General features: G+C 52.9%; 15 protein-coding genes and 1 riboswitch. All 15 genes read right to left on the reverse strand.

Going from position 1 to position 19,940, the window contains the following annotated elements:
- Position 1: 1 nt before the first annotated feature.
- Entirely contained in the window at positions 2-1,477 is a 1,476-nt protein-coding gene (locus DWV73_RS09405; RefSeq protein WP_117796521.1) for a HAMP domain-containing sensor histidine kinase, read from the reverse strand.
- A 268-nt stretch (positions 1,478-1,745) separates the two neighbouring features.
- Positions 1,746-2,933 (reverse strand): methionine adenosyltransferase, encoded by a 1,188-nt coding sequence (gene metK / locus DWV73_RS09410; RefSeq protein ID WP_022359473.1) that lies wholly within the window; start codon positions 2,931-2,933, stop codon positions 1,746-1,748.
- Positions 2,934-3,011: 78 nt separating this feature from the next.
- A riboswitch (SAM riboswitch) is annotated at positions 3,012-3,155 on the reverse strand.
- 96 nt (positions 3,156-3,251) lie between these two features.
- Entirely contained in the window at positions 3,252-4,544 is a 1,293-nt protein-coding gene (locus DWV73_RS09415) for a UDP-N-acetylglucosamine 1-carboxyvinyltransferase (RefSeq protein WP_022359474.1), read from the reverse strand.
- A gap of 290 nt (positions 4,545-4,834) precedes the next feature.
- On the reverse strand, positions 4,835-7,303 hold the full coding sequence (locus DWV73_RS09420; protein ID WP_242995784.1) for a hypothetical protein: 2,469 nt from the start codon (positions 7,301-7,303) through the stop codon (positions 4,835-4,837).
- A 436-nt stretch (positions 7,304-7,739) separates the two neighbouring features.
- Positions 7,740-8,549, reverse strand: coding sequence for a hypothetical protein (locus tag DWV73_RS12760; RefSeq protein ID WP_181986240.1), 810 nt, complete (start codon positions 8,547-8,549; stop codon positions 7,740-7,742).
- Between the two features lie 195 nt (positions 8,550-8,744).
- Complete coding sequence (locus tag DWV73_RS09430) at positions 8,745-9,665, reverse strand: NTP transferase domain-containing protein (protein WP_117796523.1); 921 nt, start codon at positions 9,663-9,665, stop codon at positions 8,745-8,747.
- A gap of 294 nt (positions 9,666-9,959) precedes the next feature.
- Entirely contained in the window at positions 9,960-11,201 is a 1,242-nt protein-coding gene (locus DWV73_RS09435; RefSeq protein ID WP_117796524.1) for a family 10 glycosylhydrolase, read from the reverse strand.
- Positions 11,202-11,533: 332 nt separating this feature from the next.
- Complete coding sequence (locus DWV73_RS09440; protein ID WP_022358661.1) at positions 11,534-12,205, reverse strand: V-type ATP synthase subunit D; 672 nt, start codon at positions 12,203-12,205, stop codon at positions 11,534-11,536.
- Between the two features lie 113 nt (positions 12,206-12,318).
- Positions 12,319-13,692 (reverse strand): V-type ATP synthase subunit B, encoded by a 1,374-nt coding sequence (locus tag DWV73_RS09445; RefSeq protein ID WP_022358662.1) that lies wholly within the window; start codon positions 13,690-13,692, stop codon positions 12,319-12,321.
- A complete protein-coding gene (locus tag DWV73_RS09450) occupies positions 13,693-15,462 on the reverse strand; it encodes a V-type ATP synthase subunit A (protein ID WP_107000825.1) in 1,770 nt (589 codons plus the stop codon).
- Positions 15,463-15,486: 24 nt separating this feature from the next.
- On the reverse strand, positions 15,487-15,807 hold the full coding sequence (locus DWV73_RS09455; protein WP_107000826.1) for a V-type ATP synthase subunit F: 321 nt from the start codon (positions 15,805-15,807) through the stop codon (positions 15,487-15,489).
- Complete coding sequence (locus tag DWV73_RS09460) at positions 15,800-16,774, reverse strand: V-type ATPase subunit (protein ID WP_107000827.1); 975 nt, start codon at positions 16,772-16,774, stop codon at positions 15,800-15,802. The genes DWV73_RS09455 and DWV73_RS09460 overlap by 8 nt, the downstream gene beginning before the upstream one ends.
- Before the next feature lie 27 nt (positions 16,775-16,801).
- Positions 16,802-17,395, reverse strand: a complete 594-nt coding sequence (locus tag DWV73_RS09465) for a V-type ATP synthase subunit E (RefSeq protein WP_117796525.1) — start codon at positions 17,393-17,395, stop codon at positions 16,802-16,804.
- A 45-nt stretch (positions 17,396-17,440) separates the two neighbouring features.
- Positions 17,441-17,908, reverse strand: a complete 468-nt coding sequence (locus DWV73_RS09470; RefSeq protein WP_022358667.1) for a V-type ATP synthase subunit K — start codon at positions 17,906-17,908, stop codon at positions 17,441-17,443.
- Positions 17,909-17,910: 2 nt separating this feature from the next.
- Positions 17,911-19,926 carry a V-type ATP synthase subunit I gene (locus DWV73_RS09475; RefSeq protein ID WP_117796526.1) on the reverse strand — a complete coding sequence of 672 codons (2,016 nt, stop codon included), beginning with the start codon at positions 19,924-19,926 and terminating at the stop codon, positions 17,911-17,913.
- Positions 19,927-19,940: the final 14 nt, after the last annotated feature.

A 19,940-nucleotide genomic window follows, 5' to 3' on the forward strand; every position in this document is an offset into this window, starting at 1 on the left:
ACTATGCCCCGACATACTTGCGCAAAACGAAATGGATCTCCGTTCCGATGCCCTCCTTGCTGGTCGCCCAGATGCGTCCGCCGTGATCTTCGATAATCTTCTTTACGATCGAAAGCCCGATGCCGCTGCCGCCCTTGGACGAATTTCTCGACGAGTCCGTCCGGTAGAAACGGTCGAAAATATACGGCAGATCTTTCGCCGCGATTCCCTTTCCGTTGTCCTCGATGATGACCTGGATAAAATCGCCGTCATCCTTGATGCGGATATTTAAAATACCCTTTTTCTTGTCCAGATATTTGAGCGAATTTCCGATAATGTTGTTGATCACTCGCTTCATCTGCTCCGCGTCCGCGATCACGACCACATCCTCGTCCACATAGTTGAAATATCCCAGCTCGATGCCGCGCGTCTCCATATCCAGACCAACTTCCTCAACACAATCACCAAAATATTCCGCCACATTGATCTTTGAAAAGTTGTACGGAATCTTGTTCGTATCAATCTTCGAATAGAACGTCAGCTCGTCAATCAATCGATCCATATCGTTTGCTTTATTATAAATCGTCCGAATATATTTATTCAATTTCTCAGGTGAAGAAGCCACGCCATCCTGAATGCCTTCCACATACCCCTTGATCGCCGTGATCGGAGTCTTCAGATCATGGGAAATATTGCTGATCAGCTCTTTGCTCTCCTTGTCGTACTGGAGTTTTTCTTCCTGCGATTCCTTGAGACGCAGGCGCATCTCCTCGAAATCCTGGCAGAGCATTCCGATTTCATCTTCATCATCCACATCGAGCGTAAAGTCCAGATTTCCATCCCGGATCTGCTTGGTCGCCTCCTGCAGCTTGTGCAGCGGACGCAGCAGAGAACGGTAGATCCACATGATCAGCAGACCGCCCATAAAACTGATGATCAGCACGCCGAGAAGCAGCATCTCTCCGAGCAGCGCCTTGATCTCCGGCACATAATCCCCGACGTTCGTCACGATGAACACACTGCCCTGTGAATCATCTGAAAACCGGAAATCGATCTGTTTGACCAGATGCTGTTCCTCGCCATCCATGTAAATACTGCCTGCCATACTTCCCTGATCACCGTACGGCGCCAGCCGTTCGCAGAGCTCGCGTCCATCCTCGCTTCCGCAGAATGTGATGTTCTTGCCCTTGCGGATGACCAGATACGAATATTTATCGCGCAGTTCTTCATTGACCTTGTTCAAATAAGCCGGTTCTTCAAATAAATCTGTATTTTCCCCGACTGCCTCGCGGATCTCCTCCTGGATTCCCTGCGTCAGTCGGTTAAACACCTGTGTCTGATTGCCGGAGAGCAGATCGATCTGCTCCGACAGCCCGTATGTTTTCTGAAACAGATGCTCCTGATAGTTTACGAGTCCGAACGCCGCCACAAATATGAGCACAATCGGAACGACCGTAATCGTCACAAAAGCAATCGCCAGACGTGTGCGTATCTTCATCCTATTTCCTCCAGTCATTGCCCGGTCTGATACCAGATTGCCCCTACAAAAATCCTCCCGCAAAACTGCGTCGGACTTCTGCGCTTTTGCTCCTGATATCTTCCACAAATAGTGTATCATATTTTGCAGATTACGTCTCTAAAAGTATTATAAATAAAAAAGCATGTGCCTTTTTGTATAATAAAAGAGACTGCCGCAAAAGCGGCAGCCCCCTCGTTCTGATCTTATGATTTTTTACGGGCAGATATCCCAGCAGCGTTTCCTACTCTTACAGATACGCCTTTAATTCATCCACCTTATCCAGCTTCTCCCACGGAAGATCCAGATCGTCGCGGCCGAAATGTCCGTATGCAGCCGTCTGTTTGTAGATCGGGCGGCGCAGGTCAAGCATCTTGATGATGCCAGCCGGACGCAGGTCAAAATGCTTGCGGATCATCTCAACCAGCTGATCCTCACGCAACTTGCTGGTTCCGAATGTATCTACCATGATGGAGGTCGGCTGTGCGACACCGATCGCATAGGAAAGCTGAATCTCACATCTGTCTGCCAGTCCGGCTGCTACGATGTTTTTCGCAACATAGCGGGCTGCGTATGCAGCAGAACGATCCACTTTTGTGCAGTCTTTTCCGGAGAATGCGCCGCCGCCGTGACGCGCCATGCCGCCGTAGGTGTCCACAATGATCTTACGTCCGGTCAGGCCGCTGTCTCCGTGCGGACCGCCGATAACGAAACGTCCGGTCGGATTGATAAAGAATTTTGTATTCTCATCAACCATCTCTGCCGGCAGAATCTCGTCAAATACATATTTTTTTATATCCTTATGGATCTGCTCCTGGGTTACTTCCTCGTCATGCTGGGTGGAAAGAACCACTGCATCCAGACGGGATGGTTTGCCGTTCTCATCGTACTCTACGGTTACCTGTGTCTTGCCGTCCGGGCGCAGGTAGCGCAGGGTTCCGTCTTTGCGGACCTTGGTCAGCTGGCGTGCCAGTTTGTGTGCCAGATAAATCGGATATGGCATATATTCATCCGTTTCGTTGGTCGCATAACCAAACATCATACCCTGATCGCCGGCACCGATTGCCTCCAGCTCCTCGTCGGTCATCTTGTTCTCTTTTGCCTCCAGCGCTTTATCAACTCCCATCGCGATATCCGGGGACTGCTCATCCAGTGCCACGATCACGCCGCAGGTATCACAGTCAAAACCGTATTTCGCACGGTCATAACCGATCTCACGGACGGTATTGCGGACTACCTTCTGGATATCCACATAGCCTTTCGTTGTGATCTCGCCCATAACCATAACCAGACCGGTTGTCGTCGCCGTCTCACAAGCCACACGGCTCATCGGATCCTGCTCTAAGAGCGCGTCCAGAATCGCATCGGAAATCTGATCACACATTTTATCCGGATGTCCTTCGGTTACTGATTCAGATGTAAAAAGTAATCTCTCCATATTTCCTCCTTTGATAAGTTTGTCGTAAGACATAAAAAAAGTCCGCAGCAACACGGACTTGATTATCTCGATCAACTCCTCTTATTGCTCGATAAACCGATCTCCCGGTTCCTCGCTCAGGCTGGCACCTTCCGTTCCCTGCTGAGACCAATTTTCAGTCCCATGTAACGGGGTTGCCGTGACTTCATAGATCCTTTGTATCTCCATCACTCTGAATAAGGGATATATACGAACTTTTTAATTGTTAAAAGTTTCAACAGTACGATAACATACTCCGCGGTGTCTGTCAAGCAATATGTGACACCGCATTCTTTTTTATCAGCCCACTTTGAGTCTGAACTTCTGCGCCTCTTTCTCGGAATCGACTTTCTCGATCACCGCGCCAAGTCCCTGCAGCTTCTTTTCAAAATGCTCATAGCCTCTCTGGATATAACCAATCTCATCAACGGTCGTATATCCTTCCGCTGCCAGCCCCGCAATGACCAGGGCAGCGCCTGCGCGCAGATCTGGTGCCTCCACCTGTGCTCCGGTCAGCTTCTTCACGCCGGTAATGATCGCGGTATTGCCCTCTACCTTGATGCGTCCACCCATGCGGGCAAGTTCGTCCACATATTTAAAACGGTTTTCAAAAATACTCTCAGTCACTACACTGGTTCCCTCTGCCAGTGCCAGTGTCACAGTGATCTGCGGCTGCATATCAGTCGGAAATCCCGGATACGGAAGTGTCTTGATATCGGTATGCACATGGCTCGGGCGTCCCACAACACGAACCGCCTCATCAAACTCCGTCACCTCACAGCCCATCTCGATAAGCTTCGCAGAAATTGCTTCCAGATGCTTCGGAATGACATTCTGTACCATCACGTCGCCGCGGGTGATCGCTGCCGCACACATAAATGTACCTGCCTCGATCTGGTCCGGGATGATCGAATATTCGGTTCCATGCAGCTTGTGGACGCCGCGGATGCGGATCACGTCGGTTCCGGCACCCTTGACATTGGCTCCCATGCTGTTTAAGAAGTTCGCCACATCGACGACATGCGGTTCTTTCGCCGGATTCTCGATGATCGTCTCGCCCTCTGCCAGCGTCGCTGCCATCATGATATTGATCGTCGCGCCGACCGACACCATATCCAGATAAATATGGGTACCAACTAAATCAATCGCATGTGCGAGCACCGCGCCATTTTCCACCTGTACCTTCGCACCGAGGGCACGGAAGCCCTTTAAATGCTGGTCGATCGGACGGCTGCCGATGTTGCATCCGCCCGGAAGCGGAACCTGTGCGCTTTTGTACTTGCCAAGCAGGGCGCCAATAAAATAGTAGGAAGCTCGGATCCGGCGGATATACTCGTCATCCACATGGATCGCATGAATCCCCTTCGCATTGATGCGGACAGTGTGCCGGTCAATCCGGTCTACCATCGCGCCAATCTCCGAAACAGCCTCCAGAAACACGTTGATATCACGCACGTCCGGCAGATTTTCTATTAAAACATCCTCGTCAGTCAGAATCGATGCCGCCAAGATTCCCAGCGCCGCATTCTTCGCTCCGCTGATAGTCACTTCGCCTACCAGCGGATTTCCGCCCTTCATAATAAATTGTTCCATTCTGCACCTCAAAATCTATTATCTTACGATACTTACACGCGCCAGACGGCGCCTCAAATCTTTAATATTTTCTTAAATTTATATCATGTTATCTACATGATTATATCATAACATCTCAATTTGTAAAGCACTGGCTTTCCGTTTATTACTGTTCACGCATATGTGCCCAGTAATGGAATTTGCCGTGGCTTCGCATTTTAATACTGCAAATTCCTGCTGCCACCACGTTTTCTTACGGCACTTTCGGTTCCAAAAGTGCCTACCCGTGAACAGTAATTTCCGTTTTTCCCTTAATTGGCAAGGAAACAAATGAAATCATTGCCTCCGTTTCCCTCGAAAAATGCCGCTGCATCGTTGAGTCCCATCTTATCCGTGTAGGCAAATTCCGTGCCCGGATACCAGAGACAGGAGATGTTGTACGCGTCATATCCACAGATCAGGCCATAGCTTCCGTCTCCCAGATATGCCACCACCGGCATGCCCGCGTAGACAAAGTAGAGAATCTGGTTCAGCGTCAGCCCGCGTGCGTCGATTAACTCTGTGCCATCCGAGGAGGTCGTCTTTCCGTCCGCCATATCCGACAGATAGCGGCTGACGGTTCCCGCCATATTCTGGACATCGCGGATCGTCTTCGCGTCGCTCCGGTTTGCTCTCACCCAGACAACCCGGTCATTTTCATCCGTTACGAGTCCCATGCCATCGTAAGCTGCCTGCACCGCGCTGGAAAATTCCGCATATGAGCCTTTCAGGCGTCCCTCGCTGTATGCACTGTAAATCCGCTGTGCAGCCACATCATTGTTCTGAAGCACAATCACATCATTTTCTTCTGCTGCCACCTGCTTCGGAACATGCACCTTCGTGCTCCGTGCCGTCTTGCCTGCATCCAGCTTGACGCAGTAGAGACGCCCCTTTGCGCTGTCATTTAACGTAGCGATTCCATCCAGTGGATCTTTCGACACTTCCTCATTACAGACCAGCGTGTCCTCGTCCATCGGCTGATAGCCGCTTCCTATCTGGTGCATCCGTGACAGATGAACCCGGCTGTCCTGAATCCGCACATCCACCAGGCTGACGCCCGGCTTCTCATAGCGGGTCTCCATCTCCATATTGCTGCCGACGATCTCGACCGCATACAGCGGAAGCCCCGTCACGCGTCCGTCCATCGTAAGCTGCTCGTTCGGATGAGCAAGCCCGTAGACTAAGTCGGTTCCGACAAATCCGATCAGCCGGATCACGGTCTGATCCGGAAAGGAAATCTCATCCTTCTTGCCTGTCTCCAGATTCATGACATGCAGCTTGGTCGAACGGTAAATATCCGCCCCATCCTGCCACGCAATCCGGGAGGCATCCGTGCTGACTGCAAAATTTTCCTCCGTCAGGCCATCTGCCACCACCATGTACTCTTTTCCCGTCAGATCGACACTGTAAACCGCATGGTTCATCAGCACATACAACGTCTGCCCGCCGCTTAAGTAGCACAGCTGGTTGATATCCTGGCGCAGGTTGCCGTAATCGGTCGATGCCGGCAGATACAGCCGCTCTGTCAGGGCATTTCCCGCACTCTCATAGCGGTACAGCGCGATTCCCGTCGTTCCCTCGTGGTTACCGCGGCTCATATAGCCGTACACGGCAAAATCAATCTGGCCTGCCTCGCTCACATCCAGAATCTTGATTCCGTAGGTATCATAATTGACCCTCGTATCATTCTCGCTCTTGCGGAACGCAAATACCTTTGTGCTCTCTTTTTTTCCTGTATCATAAATCCAGAGCGCCCGGTTTGCCACAAAGGCACGGTATTTCCCCGCTTCATCCTGCATCGACTGCAGATCCTCCGCATCCGAAACCCCCAGCTGAATCCGGTCGCCAGAATAGGCGCTGCTCTCCCCCGTAAAAATCTGGTCCGCGCGGCGGTCATAATTCATCATGTAGATGCGCTGTGCGCCCAGCTTCATCGTGAAGCTCTCGATCACATCGTAATAAGCAGCCGCCTTGCCATCCTTCATCTCACTTACAACATACTTTAAATCGATCGTCCCAATGATGCCCTGCAGCTCCCGCAGATGAATTTCCGGTTCGCTGACCCGCTCCATCGAAAGCCCTTTCCAGGTCAGCTGGCTGAAATCGCTTTTTAACGTCACATGTCCCAACGAACTGTTGTCCGCATTCGGATCCGTCTCCAGATAGGTCGTCAGCTCCCTCGCTGAATCATAATCAAACGTCTTTTCAGAAAAGGACACCGCCAGATCGACCATCTCCTGCACACGGCTCTCCTGCTGCCACATCACGCGCGTGTAAAAATAGATCGCCGGGTGCTTTTCCGTCGCGATCGCAATCGTTAAGCGGTATTCGCTTTCCTCCGTCAGAAGGTTCTGGATCGGAAGCTCCGCAGAAACCTCTTCCCCTGACTGTTCCCAGTGGTCAAGCGTTGTCCGTTCTACCAGACGTTCGCCGTCCAGACTGCGGATCTCATACTGCATCCCCGTAATCTGGGAGTCCAGCTTGTCGATCGTCACCGACAGTTTCCGGTCTGCCGGAAGCAGCGTCAGATCCCCGCGTCCAGCCGCTTTCTGGCTGTCCTCCACGAAACCGTCCAGCTCGTTCATCCGCCGTCCCAGAATATTCACATAAGCGACTGGAAGGTTCGCGTCCTCAATCGAGGTATAGACTGCCCCATCCTCCCGCAGCTGCATCCAGGACCAGGTAAAATAACCGGCTGCTGCCAGCACAAATAAGATCAGTAAAATCAGTATCTTTTTCAAGTTTTTCTTCATATATCAAATCAATTCCTTTTATCGCTCCACCATACCAGTTCCGTATCTTCACAGGTACAGGAAAATCTACCCGCCGAACTGTTTCCGTTTTGTCATGCACGCCAAAAACTGCCGCAGGCACCCATCTGTCCCGGCGGCAGCCTTTGTTTCAGTATAACACAAGCAGGCTCCAAATTCCAGAATTTCTATGATTTGTAAGAACTCCGATTGTGTTACTGTTCACACATACGTGCCCAGTAACGGAATTTGCCGTGGCTTCGTATTTAAATACGGCAAATTCCTGCTGCCACCACGTTTTCTTACGGCACTTTCGGTTTCAAAAGTGCTTACCCGTGAACAGGATTTCCAAATCGATAAAATTCGTTGTCACAACTGGATGTTACCGCATTTTAATTCAGAAAATTTACACCTGAAAATTGCAATTTCAGCACTTCCGACACCGTCTTCGCTCCTGCAGCTCATTCATTAATAAAACCTGAAGAAAATCCTGAAGCGGCGCTCCCCACGGATTCCCCGGTCTCCCCGGACGCGGTCCCGGCGGCGGAGGCGGCGGTCCCCACGGATTTCCCGGTCCTCCCGGGCGCGGTCCCGGCGGCGGGGGCGGCGCTCCCCACGGATTCCCCGGTCTCCCCGGACGCGGTCCCGGCGGCGGAGGCGGCGGTCCCCACGGATTTCCCGGTCCTCCCGGGCGCGGTCCCGGCGGCGGGGGCGGCGCTCCCCACGGATTTCCCGGTCCTCCCGGGCGCGGTCCCGGCGGCGGACTCCATGGACGGCGCTCCTGCGCGGTCAGATTCGGCTCATCCGCCTCCCACACCATATATCCAGCGTTTCCGCCCTTCTGTTCGCCCCGAAGTGGTCCATACCATACATCATTTCCAGGAAGATGCGGCTGTATGCTGGTTCCCGCCAGATTCTCTTCTCTTTCTCCACCAGGAGAATCTATTTTCAGGGAATTTTCCACCATCGACGTTCCTTCTTCTGTGGATACGGTGCCCACGTCCGCCGCCTTTATATAGGTCGTCAGTGTATCCGTCCTTTCCGTTCCAGCCGGATAAACCTTCTGCCATTTTTCCAGTGCCCGTTTTGTCAGTTTTTCCAGAAAGATCCGATCCGGATATTCATCATAGATGGGACTCCCCTCATACTCCAGCTCATCACAGACCGCTTCCACGCAAAGCTGCATCTGCTTACATGCAGCCGGATAAAGACTCTTAAAATATGCAAAATCCTGCATCGGACTGCCATTCCCCCTTAATTCAAGGCTTACATGGTATCCTATGCAGGATTTATGCGTATCATGTTATTCTCACGTACCGTTTTTCACGTTATCCTCTGCACAGCCGAATCAGCTGCACCATTTCGCAGTATCGTTCTCATGATGTTTTATCTTTTCAAATAATTCTGTTTCTTTAAACTGTTCCTCAAATTATCAAAACAGTTTTTCCGGGTACACGCCATCACGGATCAGCGCCCGGATCGACTCCGTCACGCTCTCCTTATCCTCACGGTAGGTCACACCAAACCAGCAGTCGTGCGTCTCCAGAAGTTTCACCCTTGCGCGCCCGTCGTGGATCATCTGATCGATGATCGTCGGAAGCAGGTACTCCGACTTCACGTCGCCCTCTTTCAGCCCCGCAAGAAACTCTGGAAATCCTTTTTCCAGCTCCTCCACAAAGCCCGGTGTGAGTCCCCACATATTCATCGATACATGCTGGTTCTCCTGAACCGAAACCGGATTCCCCTCTTTGTCCGTCGCCGTCATGCCGTCCGCTGTCTTCTGGATATTGTAGGTTTCGGTTACGCGTTTTAAAATCTCTCCCTCGCCCACCTCACAGACGCCGCGTGTCACGCCGCCGTTCTCGCTGAGCGTATTTGCCAGAATAAAGCCGCCCATGCAGATATCATACACCGGTGCGTTCACGTCCATCTGTTCCACCATGTATGCATGAATCTTTCGGAACACTTCTTTTCCATAATAATCATCCGCATTGATCACCAGGAATGGCTCTTCGACCAGTCCGCGGATGCTCAAAATCGCCTGTCCAGTTCCCCACGGTTTTTTCCGGTCTGCCGGGACACTGAATCCCTCCGGTACATCCGAAAGCTCCTGGAATGCGTATGTCACCGGCGCAATCTTCTCAATCCGGTTCCCGATCACTTCTTTGAAGTCCTCCTCCAAATCATGACGGATCACAAAGATAATCCGGTCAAATCCAGCTTCCAGCGCGTCATGGATAGAGTAATCCATAATGATCTCCCCATTCGGACCCACCGGCTCCAGCTGTTTGATCCCTCCGCCAAAACGGCTTCCGATTCCGGCTGCCATAATGACAAGTGCTGTTTTTTTCATCTTCCCTCTCCTCGTCCGTATATTTGCTGCCATCTGAACATTATGTAAACAACAACATTTTTACTGCAATCGTATGTCCAGTATAGCACAGAACCCCTGTGGTTGCAATCATCCACAGGGGTTTCCATTTCCCCAACAAGGTATCATGGTTACCGTTCACGGGTAGGCACTTTGGGAACCGAAAGTGCCGTAAGAAAACGTGGTGGCAGCAGGAATTTGCCGTATTTAAATGCGAAGCCACGGCAAATTCCGTTACTGGGCACGTATGCGTGAACAGTAACTATCTGGGAGCACTTAATGGAACAGCGCCGTCACATTCGCCACTTCCTCCGCTGCCGCCGCACGCGTCAGGGACGATAAATCATAGAAGCAGTAACCGCTCACCTGTCCGGTTGCCCGTCCAGCCTGCACCTCGCGCTTCATGATATCATGATACCGCTGCCACTCCGGCACCTCGTTGCCGTCCACTGCATCTGTTCCGGTCTTATAGAGCGCCAGACCGACATACAGCTTCACATTGCCCTTCTTTTTCAGCGTCACCCACTCATTCAGGCAGTTTGCAAACGCATAGCCCGCTGCCTGGCCGTTCTGCTTCGCCTCAAATCCCCAGTAAATCTGCGGCATCAGGTAATCCACATAGCCGCTCTGGGTCATCCACGCATCCACATCTGTAAACTGGCGGGTATCTTTTCGGAGGTTCTGTAAATATCCCTCCGGGCTGATACCGAACAATGCCTGCGGACGGATCGACTTGACCGCACTGTAAACGCCCCTTACCAGCTCATTGACATTATTCCGTCTCCACGCCGCCACACTCAGCGATGTGCCGCCCGCCTGGTACTCTGGATAATCAAACCATGTTTCCGCCTTGCTGTCATCGAGATTCGGATAGAAATAATCATCAAAATGGATGCCGTCCACCTCATAATTCGTCACGATCTCTTTCACACCGTCAATAATCAGCTGGCGCACCTGCGGAATCGCCGGATTGTAATAATACTCACCATTCTGGCACAATACCCACCGGTCATTCGAACTGTCCCCGTCCTTCGCCCACGCGATCGCCGGATTTGACGCACACAGATCCGAATAACGGTTCAGATACCCCGTGATCCGGTACGGATTGATCCACGCATGAAGCTGCAAGCCCCGCTGATGCGCCGCCTGCACCGCATATGCCAGCGGATCATACCCCGGATTCTTTCCCTGTTTTCCAGAGGCAAATTTCGACCACGGGAAATACTGTGACGGATACATCGCATCTCCATCCGGGCGAACCTGTAGGAAAACCGCATTTAACCCCTTCTGTACACAGAGGTCCAGTGTCTGATCCATCGCTTTCTTATATCCAGCCTCATCCTTCGCCCATCCATTCCAGTCCAGATACGAAACCCAGACACCTCTCATCTCTCCACTTCCAGGACTGCCGCCCGATACCGGACCCGCATACGCCTTCGAAACCGGCAGGAACAACATCCCCACCGCCAAAAGAAATGCTGCCACCCAGCCGATCGCCCTCTGTACCTGCTTTGCCATGCAAAATTCCTCCCCTCATTTCCTCCTATTCTACCAAATATTTCCAATAAATACTTTACTTTTTTCTGTCTCTTTTATTTTTCCAATACACAGGGACGAGCCCGCGAGGTCCGAACCGCCTTTCATATATCTTTGTACGCATCTTGAACACAGGTGTCCGAACAGGGCGGACGCAGTCCGTCATGGGCGAACATCTGTAGTGAAAGCAAGCGAACAAAGGTATATCGAAAGGGCGGTTCGAACCTCGTGGGCTCGTCCCGTCATTTTCACAACTATGTGCAAAAAAACCTCCCCTGACAGCCCTAAAGCCGCCAGAAGAGGCATTTTCATCATCACGAACAAAGCTCCCGCTTCTCCTTATAATGATGCTTCTCCTCCAGCATCATATCCTTTACCTTCATCAGGCGGATCTGCGTGCTTCTCTCATTTTCATCCAGCTTCATCGTGATATATTTGATATTTTTGCGCGCCTCCGGAATAATTACGTGTTCCAGCGCATTGACTCTCCGGCGCGTTTTCTCGATCTCGGCTGCCATGAGCTGGCAGGCTTTCTCTGTCTCGGACAGCCGCAGCATATCCGGCAGAATGTCCGCCAGCGACTTGACTGCCCCGTCCAGATCGCTCGAAGTAAACGCAAATCCATACGAGTAAATATCGTTCTCATCCGCCGTCCGGGTCTTATAATGGAACACCGGAATATCGACGCTCATTACGTTTTTCTTGTCTGCTTCCAGATAAACCGCCTGTTTCGGCGCGGCAAGCGCGGTATTTAACGCCTGCTCGGACATCCCGGCTTTAGCGATGACGAAATTCACATTCGCACTCCGGATGCCCGCCTCCACTTTCTGGCGCAGCGCCATATTTTCCCGGACCAGATCCAGGAACTGGCGCATCAGCTCATCCCGCTTATCCTTCAGCAGTTTATGTCCCCGCGTGGCTGTCGCCAGCTTCTTTTTCAGCCTCGTAAGCTCCATTCGGGTCGGGTTGACCTGTGTCGATGCCATGCGTACCACCTCTCTCCTGCAATCACTTTGTCACAACAGATCCGCCAGCTCCCGCAGCCGCGTTATGACACGCCGCTTTCGTTTTCAAGCGCATCCGCCATGCACAGGCATTTTTACTCTTTCCCATAATACAGATCCAGATACTTCTCATCGATACGTTTCAGCTCGCTTCTCGGCAGGATGGAAAGCAGTTTCCAGCCAATCCGCAGCGTCTCCTCGATATCGCGGTCCGTATTGTAGCCCTGGGAAACATATTCTTTTTCAAAGGCGTCCGCAAATTTTGCATAGATTAAGTCAACATCGGACAATGCCGCCTCGCCCAGGATCACCATGAGTTCCTTTGCTTCCTTGCCGCGCGCATACGCCGCAAAGAGCTGGTTTAAGGTGTTCGAATGGTCGGCACGCGTCTTGCCCTCGCCAATTCCCTTATCTTTCAGACGGGACAGCGACGGAAGTACGTCAATCGGCGGTGTGATGCCCTTGCGGTACAGATCACGGCTTAAGATAATCTGTCCCTCGGTAATATATCCGGTTAAGTCCGGAATCGGGTGCGTCTTGTCATCCTCCGGCATGGTTAAGATCGGAATCATCGTGATCGAACCATTCTTGCCTCTCTGGCGTCCGGCTCTCTCATACAGGGATGCAAGATCCGTGTACATATAACCCGGATAACCACGACGTCCCGGAACTTCCTTGCGGGCAGCCGAAATCTCTCGCAGCGCATCCGCGTAGTTTGTGATATCCGTCAGGATAACGAGAACGTGCATATTTTTCTCAAATGCCAGATACTCGGCAGCCGTCAGCGCCATACGCGGGGTCGCGATACGCTCAACCGCCGGATCGTTTGCCAGGTTGATAAACAGGACGGTACGGTCGATCGCGCCCGTCTCCTTAAAGCTCTCGGTAAAGAAATGCGCTTCCTCAAAGGTGATACCCATCGCCGCGAAGACAACGGCAAACGGTTCGTCCGTGCCGCGCACCTTCGCCTGTCTCGCAATCTGGGCTGCCAGATTCGCATGCGGCAGACCGGACGCCGAGAAAATCGGCAATTTCTGACCGCGAACCAGTGTATTCAGACCATCGATCGCGGAAACACCCGTCTGGATAAACTCCTGCGGATAGCTTCTCGCCGCCGGGTTCATCGGCAGACCATTGATATCGCGGCGTTCCTCCGGCAGGATCTCCGGACCGCCGTCGATTGGATTGCCCAGACCGTCAAAGACGCGTCCCAGCATATCCTCCGATACGCCAAGTTCCATCGTTCTGCCTAAAAAACGCACCTTACTATTTGAAAGGTTGATACCCGTGGAACTCTCAAAAAGCTGTACCAGCGCATTGCCGCCGTCGATCTCCAGCACCTTGCAGCGTCTCTTTTCGCCGCTCGCCAGCTCGATCTCACCCAACTCGTCATAGGTAACATTTTCCACGCCCTGCACCAGCATCAGAGGACCTGCAACCTCCTGTATGGTTCTATATTCTTTCGGCATTTAGAATGCCCCCTTTCCAGCCGCATCGGCAACCTCTTTCGCAAGTTCATCGAGGACCGCCTGATACTCTTTCTCCACGTCTTCTGCTTTCGTATATTTAAAACGTCCGATCTGCTCGCGCACCGGCATCTTGATGAGATTCTGGATGGAAGCGCCGCCTTCCAGCGCTTTCTTCGACTGCTCATAGAACGCCAGCACCAGCTTCATCATGCGGAACTGTTTCTGCAATGGTGTATACGTGTCAATCTCATGGAAGGAGTTCTGATGCAGGAAATCCTCACGGATCGAGCGCGCCGCTTCCATTTTCAGGCGGTCGATCGGGGACAATGCATCCATGCCGACCATCTTTACGATCTCCTCCAGCTCTGCCTCTTCCTGCAGAAGGCTCATAAGACCCTGGCGGCAGCTCATCCACTCATCCGATACATTCTCATCAAACCATTTTCCCAGATTGTCCACATACAGGGAATAGCTGGTCAGCCAGTTGATCGCCGGGAAATGGCGCTTGTATGCCAGCGCTGAATCGAGTCCCCAGAATACCTTGACGATACGCAGCGTCGCCTGGGAAACCGGCTCGGAAATATCGCCGCCTGGCGGGGATACGGCTCCGATTGCGGACAGGGCGCCCTCGCGTCCGTCCCTGCCAAGGCAGATGACATGACCTGCACGCTCATAGAACTGTGCCAGACGGCTTCCTAAGTAGGCCGGATAACCTTCCTCGCCTGGCATCTCTTCCAGACGGCCCGACATCTCTCGCAGCGCCTCCGCCCATCGGGAGGTGGAATCCGCCATCAGTGCCACCGAATAACCCATGTCGCGGAAATACTCTGCGATCGTAATACCCGTGTAAATTGATGCCTCGCGGGCTGCTACCGGCATATCCGAAGTATTGGCAATCAGCACGGTCCGCTGCATCAGGGAGTGCCCGGTCTTTGGATCCTTTAACTCCGGGAACTCATTTAAAACATCCGTCATCTCGTTGCCGCGCTCACCGCAGCCGATGTAAACAACAATGTCCGCTTCCGCCCATTTCGCCAGCTGGTGCTGGATGACGGTCTTGCCGCTTCCGAACGGTCCCGGCACGGCTGCCACACCGCCCTTGGCGATCGGGAAGAATGCGTCAACGACACGCTGTCCGGTGATCAGCGGTTTTACCGGCGGCAGCTTCGTCTGGTACGGACGTCCGCGCCGAACCGGCCATTTCTGCATCATTGTAAGCTCTTTTTCGCCGTTTTCCGTCTCAATGACCGCTACAGTTTCCTCCACCGTAAATTCACCGCTCTTGATCTCTTTGACGGTACCTTTTACACCATACGGCACCATAATCTTATGCTCAATGATCAGCGTCTCCTGCACGGTACCGATGATGTCGCCTGCTTCCACGCTGTCGCCCGCTTTCACGGTCGGCACAAACTGCCATTTCTTATCACGCTTTAAGGACGGAACCTCAACGCCGCGCTTTAAGTTGTTGCTGCCCGTCTCCTTCATGATATCGTCCAGCGGACGCTGGATTCCATCGTAGATACTCGTCAGGAGTCCCGGTCCCAGTTCAACCGAAAGCGGCACATCCATCGACTCTACCGGCTCGCCAGGTCCTAAACCGGAAGTCTCCTCATATACCTGAATCGACGCTTCATCTCCGTGAATCTCTATGATCTCGCCAATCAGACGTTCGTCGCTGACGCGGACGACGTCAAACATATTGGCATCCCGCATCCCGCTGGCGATAACCAGCGGTCCTGCTACCTTCTTTATCGTTCCTTTGCTCATTGGAAGGTTTCACCCACCTTTCTATCATGCATCTCCAAACAGAATATCCGATCCGACTGCCTGTTCCACCGAATGCTTGACCGACTCCACGCCTTTTCCCGTATTCCCGGAAATCCCCGGAATCAGGATCACGGACGGAAGCGGCTGTTCCCGGTAGCGGTCGATGGCTGTCTCAATCCCGGCAGCCGCCGCCTCGGTGATATAGATCACCGCGTAGGAACCAGAAGCCAGTTCCAGAAATACTTTCTCCGTCTCATTTACATCGGACACCGGAAATGTCTCCAGTCCCAGCGCCGCAAATCCGTAGATGCTGTCGTAATCTCCGACTACTGCAACCTTATACATACATCTCCCTTATCCTTTCCCGAATCTGTTCCTCCTCAAGACCGTTCAGACGGGCGGTCAGGATGATACGGACCGTTTTGATCTCATTTTCCTTCGCCAGTATATAGGCAACCAGCGGTCCCGCCGTAAACGGGTTGTATTTCTGCGGCTTGATCGTCTCGATCAGCTGATTGTCACACCACCGCTCAAACGCCGACGGCGATTCCTTTAATGCCTGCGCGCCGCCCCCATAGCGGGTTCCTTCCAGATACTCGCAGATCGCGCCGACACCGCCAAGAGCCGCCTGTGACAGGCGCTCGATATTCAAGCTATCGCACGGTGCCATCGCGCGCCGCATAAAATCCAGATGTTTTCCCGTCTTCTGGGAGCGCACCGCTATCTTGATATCCGCCACCGCGACCGTTGTCTCGGCATAATCGCGGATGATCGCGTCGGACGCATTCTTTCCGCACTCATAGATAGCTGCGAGCGCCGACCGGTCAACAATGATATCGCAGAGCTGCCCGTCGCCCGTGTGCAGAAATGTCTCGCTGGCTTCCTTCGCCGCCTCCCGCATATGTGCCGGAAGCGCCTGCCAGTCCTTCTCCGCCACGATCTTCGACATCCGCGCGCCGTCCACCTCGCAGTCGTCAAAATAGACATTGCCGTGGCTGCCCGGCGCCGCTGCATCCTTGATCGCCGCCTTTAAATTGTGGTAGAGATCCCCGTAGGAAAGCACTGCCAGGATCGCGTCGTCGCCCTTCAAAAGGTCGCGGACCGTCTCCCAGGATTTCGCCTTCTCCCGGGTCAGGATCGCCTCCGCGCTGAGCGGTGTATCTGCATCCCCCCAGCCGTGTTCGGTCAGGAAACGCAGCGCCCCCTCGTAGCTTTTTACGGACAGCAGCTGTTCAATCTGTGCGGAGGAAAAAAGCCCATTTTCCAGTGCCCGGATCCGGGCGACCGCGTAGGCATATTTTGTATCAGACATATAAGCCCTCCTTACCTTCTCCCGCCGTTATCCAAACAGCATCGCATGTACCTTGTCCGCCAGCTCATCCCGCTGCGACGCAAACAACGCCCCGGCAGAACAATTTTCCTCGACACCGCCATACACCAGAACAAAGCCCCCGTCGATCTCCCTCGGTTCTTTTTTCAGTACCAGGCTTCCGCCCTTTTCCTGCGCTGCCTTCTCTATCTTTGCCGGAAAATCATCCGGCATCCGCTCTAAATCACGTTTTGAAACATAGATTTCTCCTGCCCGATCCGTCACGAACCGGGAAAGAAGCTGCTCCATCCATGCAAAATACGCCTCATCCGGCTTTGCCAGCAGCTCCTTGTGTGCCGCCGCAAGCATTTCCTCGATGATCGCCTGCTTTTCCGCAAGGATCGCCTGGCGCTTCTTTAGCGCCGCCGAAGAACGAAGCCGTTCCTCATAGCTTTTTTCACGCTGCGCCGCCGATTTCGCCTGCTCTTCCTCCAGCTTTTTTACCTTTTCACCGACTGCCGCAAGAGTCGTCTCCGCTTCACCGGCTGCTTTTTCCCGAATCGCAAGCGATTCCTGCTTTGCATCGTCAAGGATCTGAGCAATAATCTTATCTAATCCATTCATACGCTTCACTCCTTAACTGATTTTGATTCTTTCCGCCGTGCCAGATTACAGTGCATTGATTGCCAGAATCGAAACCAGAAGTGCCAGAATCGCATAGGTCTCAACCATCGCCGGGAACAGCATCGCTTTACCAAACTGTTCCGGTTTCTTCGCTACGATACCGATGGAAGCAACCGACGTTCTTCCCTGATGTCTCGCCGATACCAGACCAACCACGCCGATCGGAAGGCATGCTGCCAGATATAAGAGTCCCTGGGAGATCGACATGCTCATGTCAGCGCCGCCGCCAAGAAGACCAATCTTAGAAAGAGCGATGAAACCAACCAGCAGACCGTAGATACCCTGGGTACCCGGAAGCAGCTGGAGCAGAAGCACCTTCGCGAATTTATCCGGATCCTCGGTTACGACTCCGGCTGCTGCCTGACCTGCCACGCCTACGCCGTAGGCTGAACCCATACCTGCAAGAATAACCGCCACTGCAACTCCCAACAATGCAAATACAATTCCGCTCATATTTAATCCTCCTTGATTTCCACGTATTTTGTTATCTGCTTAAACGGACGGAACGCCTTTCCGCCACCCTCATAGAACTTTCCGAAAAACTCGACGTACTGCAGACGGCAGGTATGCACATACGCGCCGAGCAGGTTGATCGCCAGGTTAAACAGGTGTCCGAAGCAGAATACCAGTATAAATACAATCACGCCAAATACATTATTTCCAACCATACTTCCCATCTGGTTGATAACCGATGCGATAACGCCGGTTGCCAGTCCGAGCGCCAGAAGGCGCGAGTAGGAAAGCACATCCGACACCCATCCGGTAATATTGTACAAATCATATGCGCCAAGCGCCAGCCGCAGGAGCGGATTCTTCTTGTCGCGCGCCGACATCACCAGAATTCCCAGCGCGCCCACGATCGCCATTCCCTTTGCCAGCGAATTAAGCACCGGCGGGAATACGATATTCATCTGCGCGATGGAACCAAACAGTTCCGTCGGAAGCAGCATCAGGATCAGCCCCAGAAGCAGGAGGTACCAGAGTACCACGTCGCAGATAAAATCCACAACCTTGCCATCCTTTAAGAGCATATATCCTTTCAGTCCCAGCCCCAGGAATAAGTGAATCACGCCAAATAACATCGAATAAACCAAAAGCTTCATCGGGTCATTTAGCGGGACAAACCAGAGCGCCGGTATCGTCACCGTATGTCCAAAATATGTCCGGCTCACGATGTCCACCGCATCTCCGAAATAACCGCCGAACATGACGCCCCAGAACAGGGTCGAAAGTCCGCAGTACATAAAGAGCCGCAGTGATTTCCGCAGGTTTTCTTCCATCCTTGGGAATTTCTTAAGTGCCAGGAAGCACATCAAAAATACAATAAATCCGTATGCCGCATCTGAAAGCATCAGACCAAACAAAAATACATAGCACGCTGCCATGATGCCGGTCGGGTCCATCTCCCCCTTCGCCGGTAAGCCAAAGGACGCGGTCACGCCCTCCGCCGACGCCGCGAAGGTTCCGTTGGAGAGAAGCACCGGTGCTTCCTCATCCTCCGGCACATCCGAACTTTCCACTGCAAGTTCAAATCGGCTATTCAGCTTCTCCACCAGTCCTTTCGCATCGCGCTTCGGGATAAATCCCGTGATCATACACGTTTTTTCCGACTGTAAGATCTCGCCGAGCGCCTCATACTTCTGTGCCCGCAGGCGGTAATAGTCGGATAACAGTTTCAAATCTTCCCTCGCCGGAGCGCACTGTTTCAGTTCTTCTTCCGTCGCCGCCGCGCGTCCCTCATGCTCTGCCGCTTGCGCTTTGAGTTTCTTAGCGTAAGCTGCCGGAACTTCCTCCACCGGACGCGCCGGACGGGCAAATCCAATCGACCGGAGTGCTGTCTCCAGCTTCTCCTCGTCCTCTTTCAGGCAAATTACCGCAATGCAGGTCTGGTCGGCATCGCTTCCGACAACCTCCAGCTCCCATTTTTCAAGCTGCGGCTCCTGTTTTGCCACCGAAGCGTAAATTTCTTCCTGCGTATAAGCGCCTCCGCCGACCGCGCCAGCTAAGATAGCACACCGTTTCGTCTCCTGATACGCAAGTGGAATCTCCAGCTTCTGCCACGGTTTCAGGCTTTCCGCCTCCGCCAGCAGTCTAAGCGCCGCAGTCTTTTCCTCCGTGATCTGCTTTTGCAGGTTCAAAATGCGTTCCGCCTGACCTAAAAGCGCCTCTGCGTTCGCCTCCGTCTCCCGGTACGCGCCTGCCTTTGCAAGCGGCTTTCCGGCAAGCCCAGCAAGCATCGATGTTTCCTCCGGAACCACCGCGGCAAGCACTTCCAATGCGCGATCCGCCGTCGCCGCATTCCGCTCAAACTTCTGCCGATCCTCCAGCGTGTCCGTCCGCTTAAATACCTCGTCCGGCTCCGCCTCCGCAGAGAGCTCCAGCACTCCGGCAGCCTGCAGAAACTCCATCAGGGACTTACGGTCCTTCTTCAGGGCACAGATACATAGCTTTTGCATCTGCAATACTGCCATATCTACATCCCTCC

The organism is Clostridium sp. AF12-41 (assembly GCF_003461685.1).
Classification (GTDB): domain Bacteria; phylum Bacillota; class Clostridia; order Lachnospirales; family Lachnospiraceae; genus Otoolea; species Otoolea fessa.

Coding starts and splice junctions, on each gene's coding strand:
- DWV73_RS09405 (WP_117796521.1), bottom strand. CDS start 1,477: ATGAAGATACGCACACGTCTGGCGATTGCTTTTGTGACGATTACGGTC.
- metK (WP_022359473.1), bottom strand. CDS start 2,933: ATGGAGAGATTACTTTTTACATCTGAATCAGTAACCGAAGGACATCCG.
- DWV73_RS09415 (WP_022359474.1), bottom strand. CDS start 4,544: ATGGAACAATTTATTATGAAGGGCGGAAATCCGCTGGTAGGCGAAGTG.
- DWV73_RS12760 (WP_181986240.1), bottom strand. CDS start 8,549: ATGCAGGATTTTGCATATTTTAAGAGTCTTTATCCGGCTGCATGTAAG.
- DWV73_RS09430 (WP_117796523.1), bottom strand. CDS start 9,665: ATGAAAAAAACAGCACTTGTCATTATGGCAGCCGGAATCGGAAGCCGT.
- DWV73_RS09435 (WP_117796524.1), bottom strand. CDS start 11,201: ATGGCAAAGCAGGTACAGAGGGCGATCGGCTGGGTGGCAGCATTTCTT.
- DWV73_RS09440 (WP_022358661.1), bottom strand. CDS start 12,205: ATGGCATCGACACAGGTCAACCCGACCCGAATGGAGCTTACGAGGCTG.
- DWV73_RS09445 (WP_022358662.1), bottom strand. CDS start 13,692: ATGCCGAAAGAATATAGAACCATACAGGAGGTTGCAGGTCCTCTGATG.
- DWV73_RS09450 (WP_107000825.1), bottom strand. CDS start 15,462: ATGAGCAAAGGAACGATAAAGAAGGTAGCAGGACCGCTGGTTATCGCC.
- DWV73_RS09455 (WP_107000826.1), bottom strand. CDS start 15,807: ATGTATAAGGTTGCAGTAGTCGGAGATTACGACAGCATCTACGGATTT.
- DWV73_RS09460 (WP_107000827.1), bottom strand. CDS start 16,774: ATGTCTGATACAAAATATGCCTACGCGGTCGCCCGGATCCGGGCACTG.
- DWV73_RS09465 (WP_117796525.1), bottom strand. CDS start 17,395: ATGAATGGATTAGATAAGATTATTGCTCAGATCCTTGACGATGCAAAG.
- DWV73_RS09470 (WP_022358667.1), bottom strand. CDS start 17,908: ATGAGCGGAATTGTATTTGCATTGTTGGGAGTTGCAGTGGCGGTTATT.
- DWV73_RS09475 (WP_117796526.1), bottom strand. CDS start 19,926: ATGGCAGTATTGCAGATGCAAAAGCTATGTATCTGTGCCCTGAAGAAG.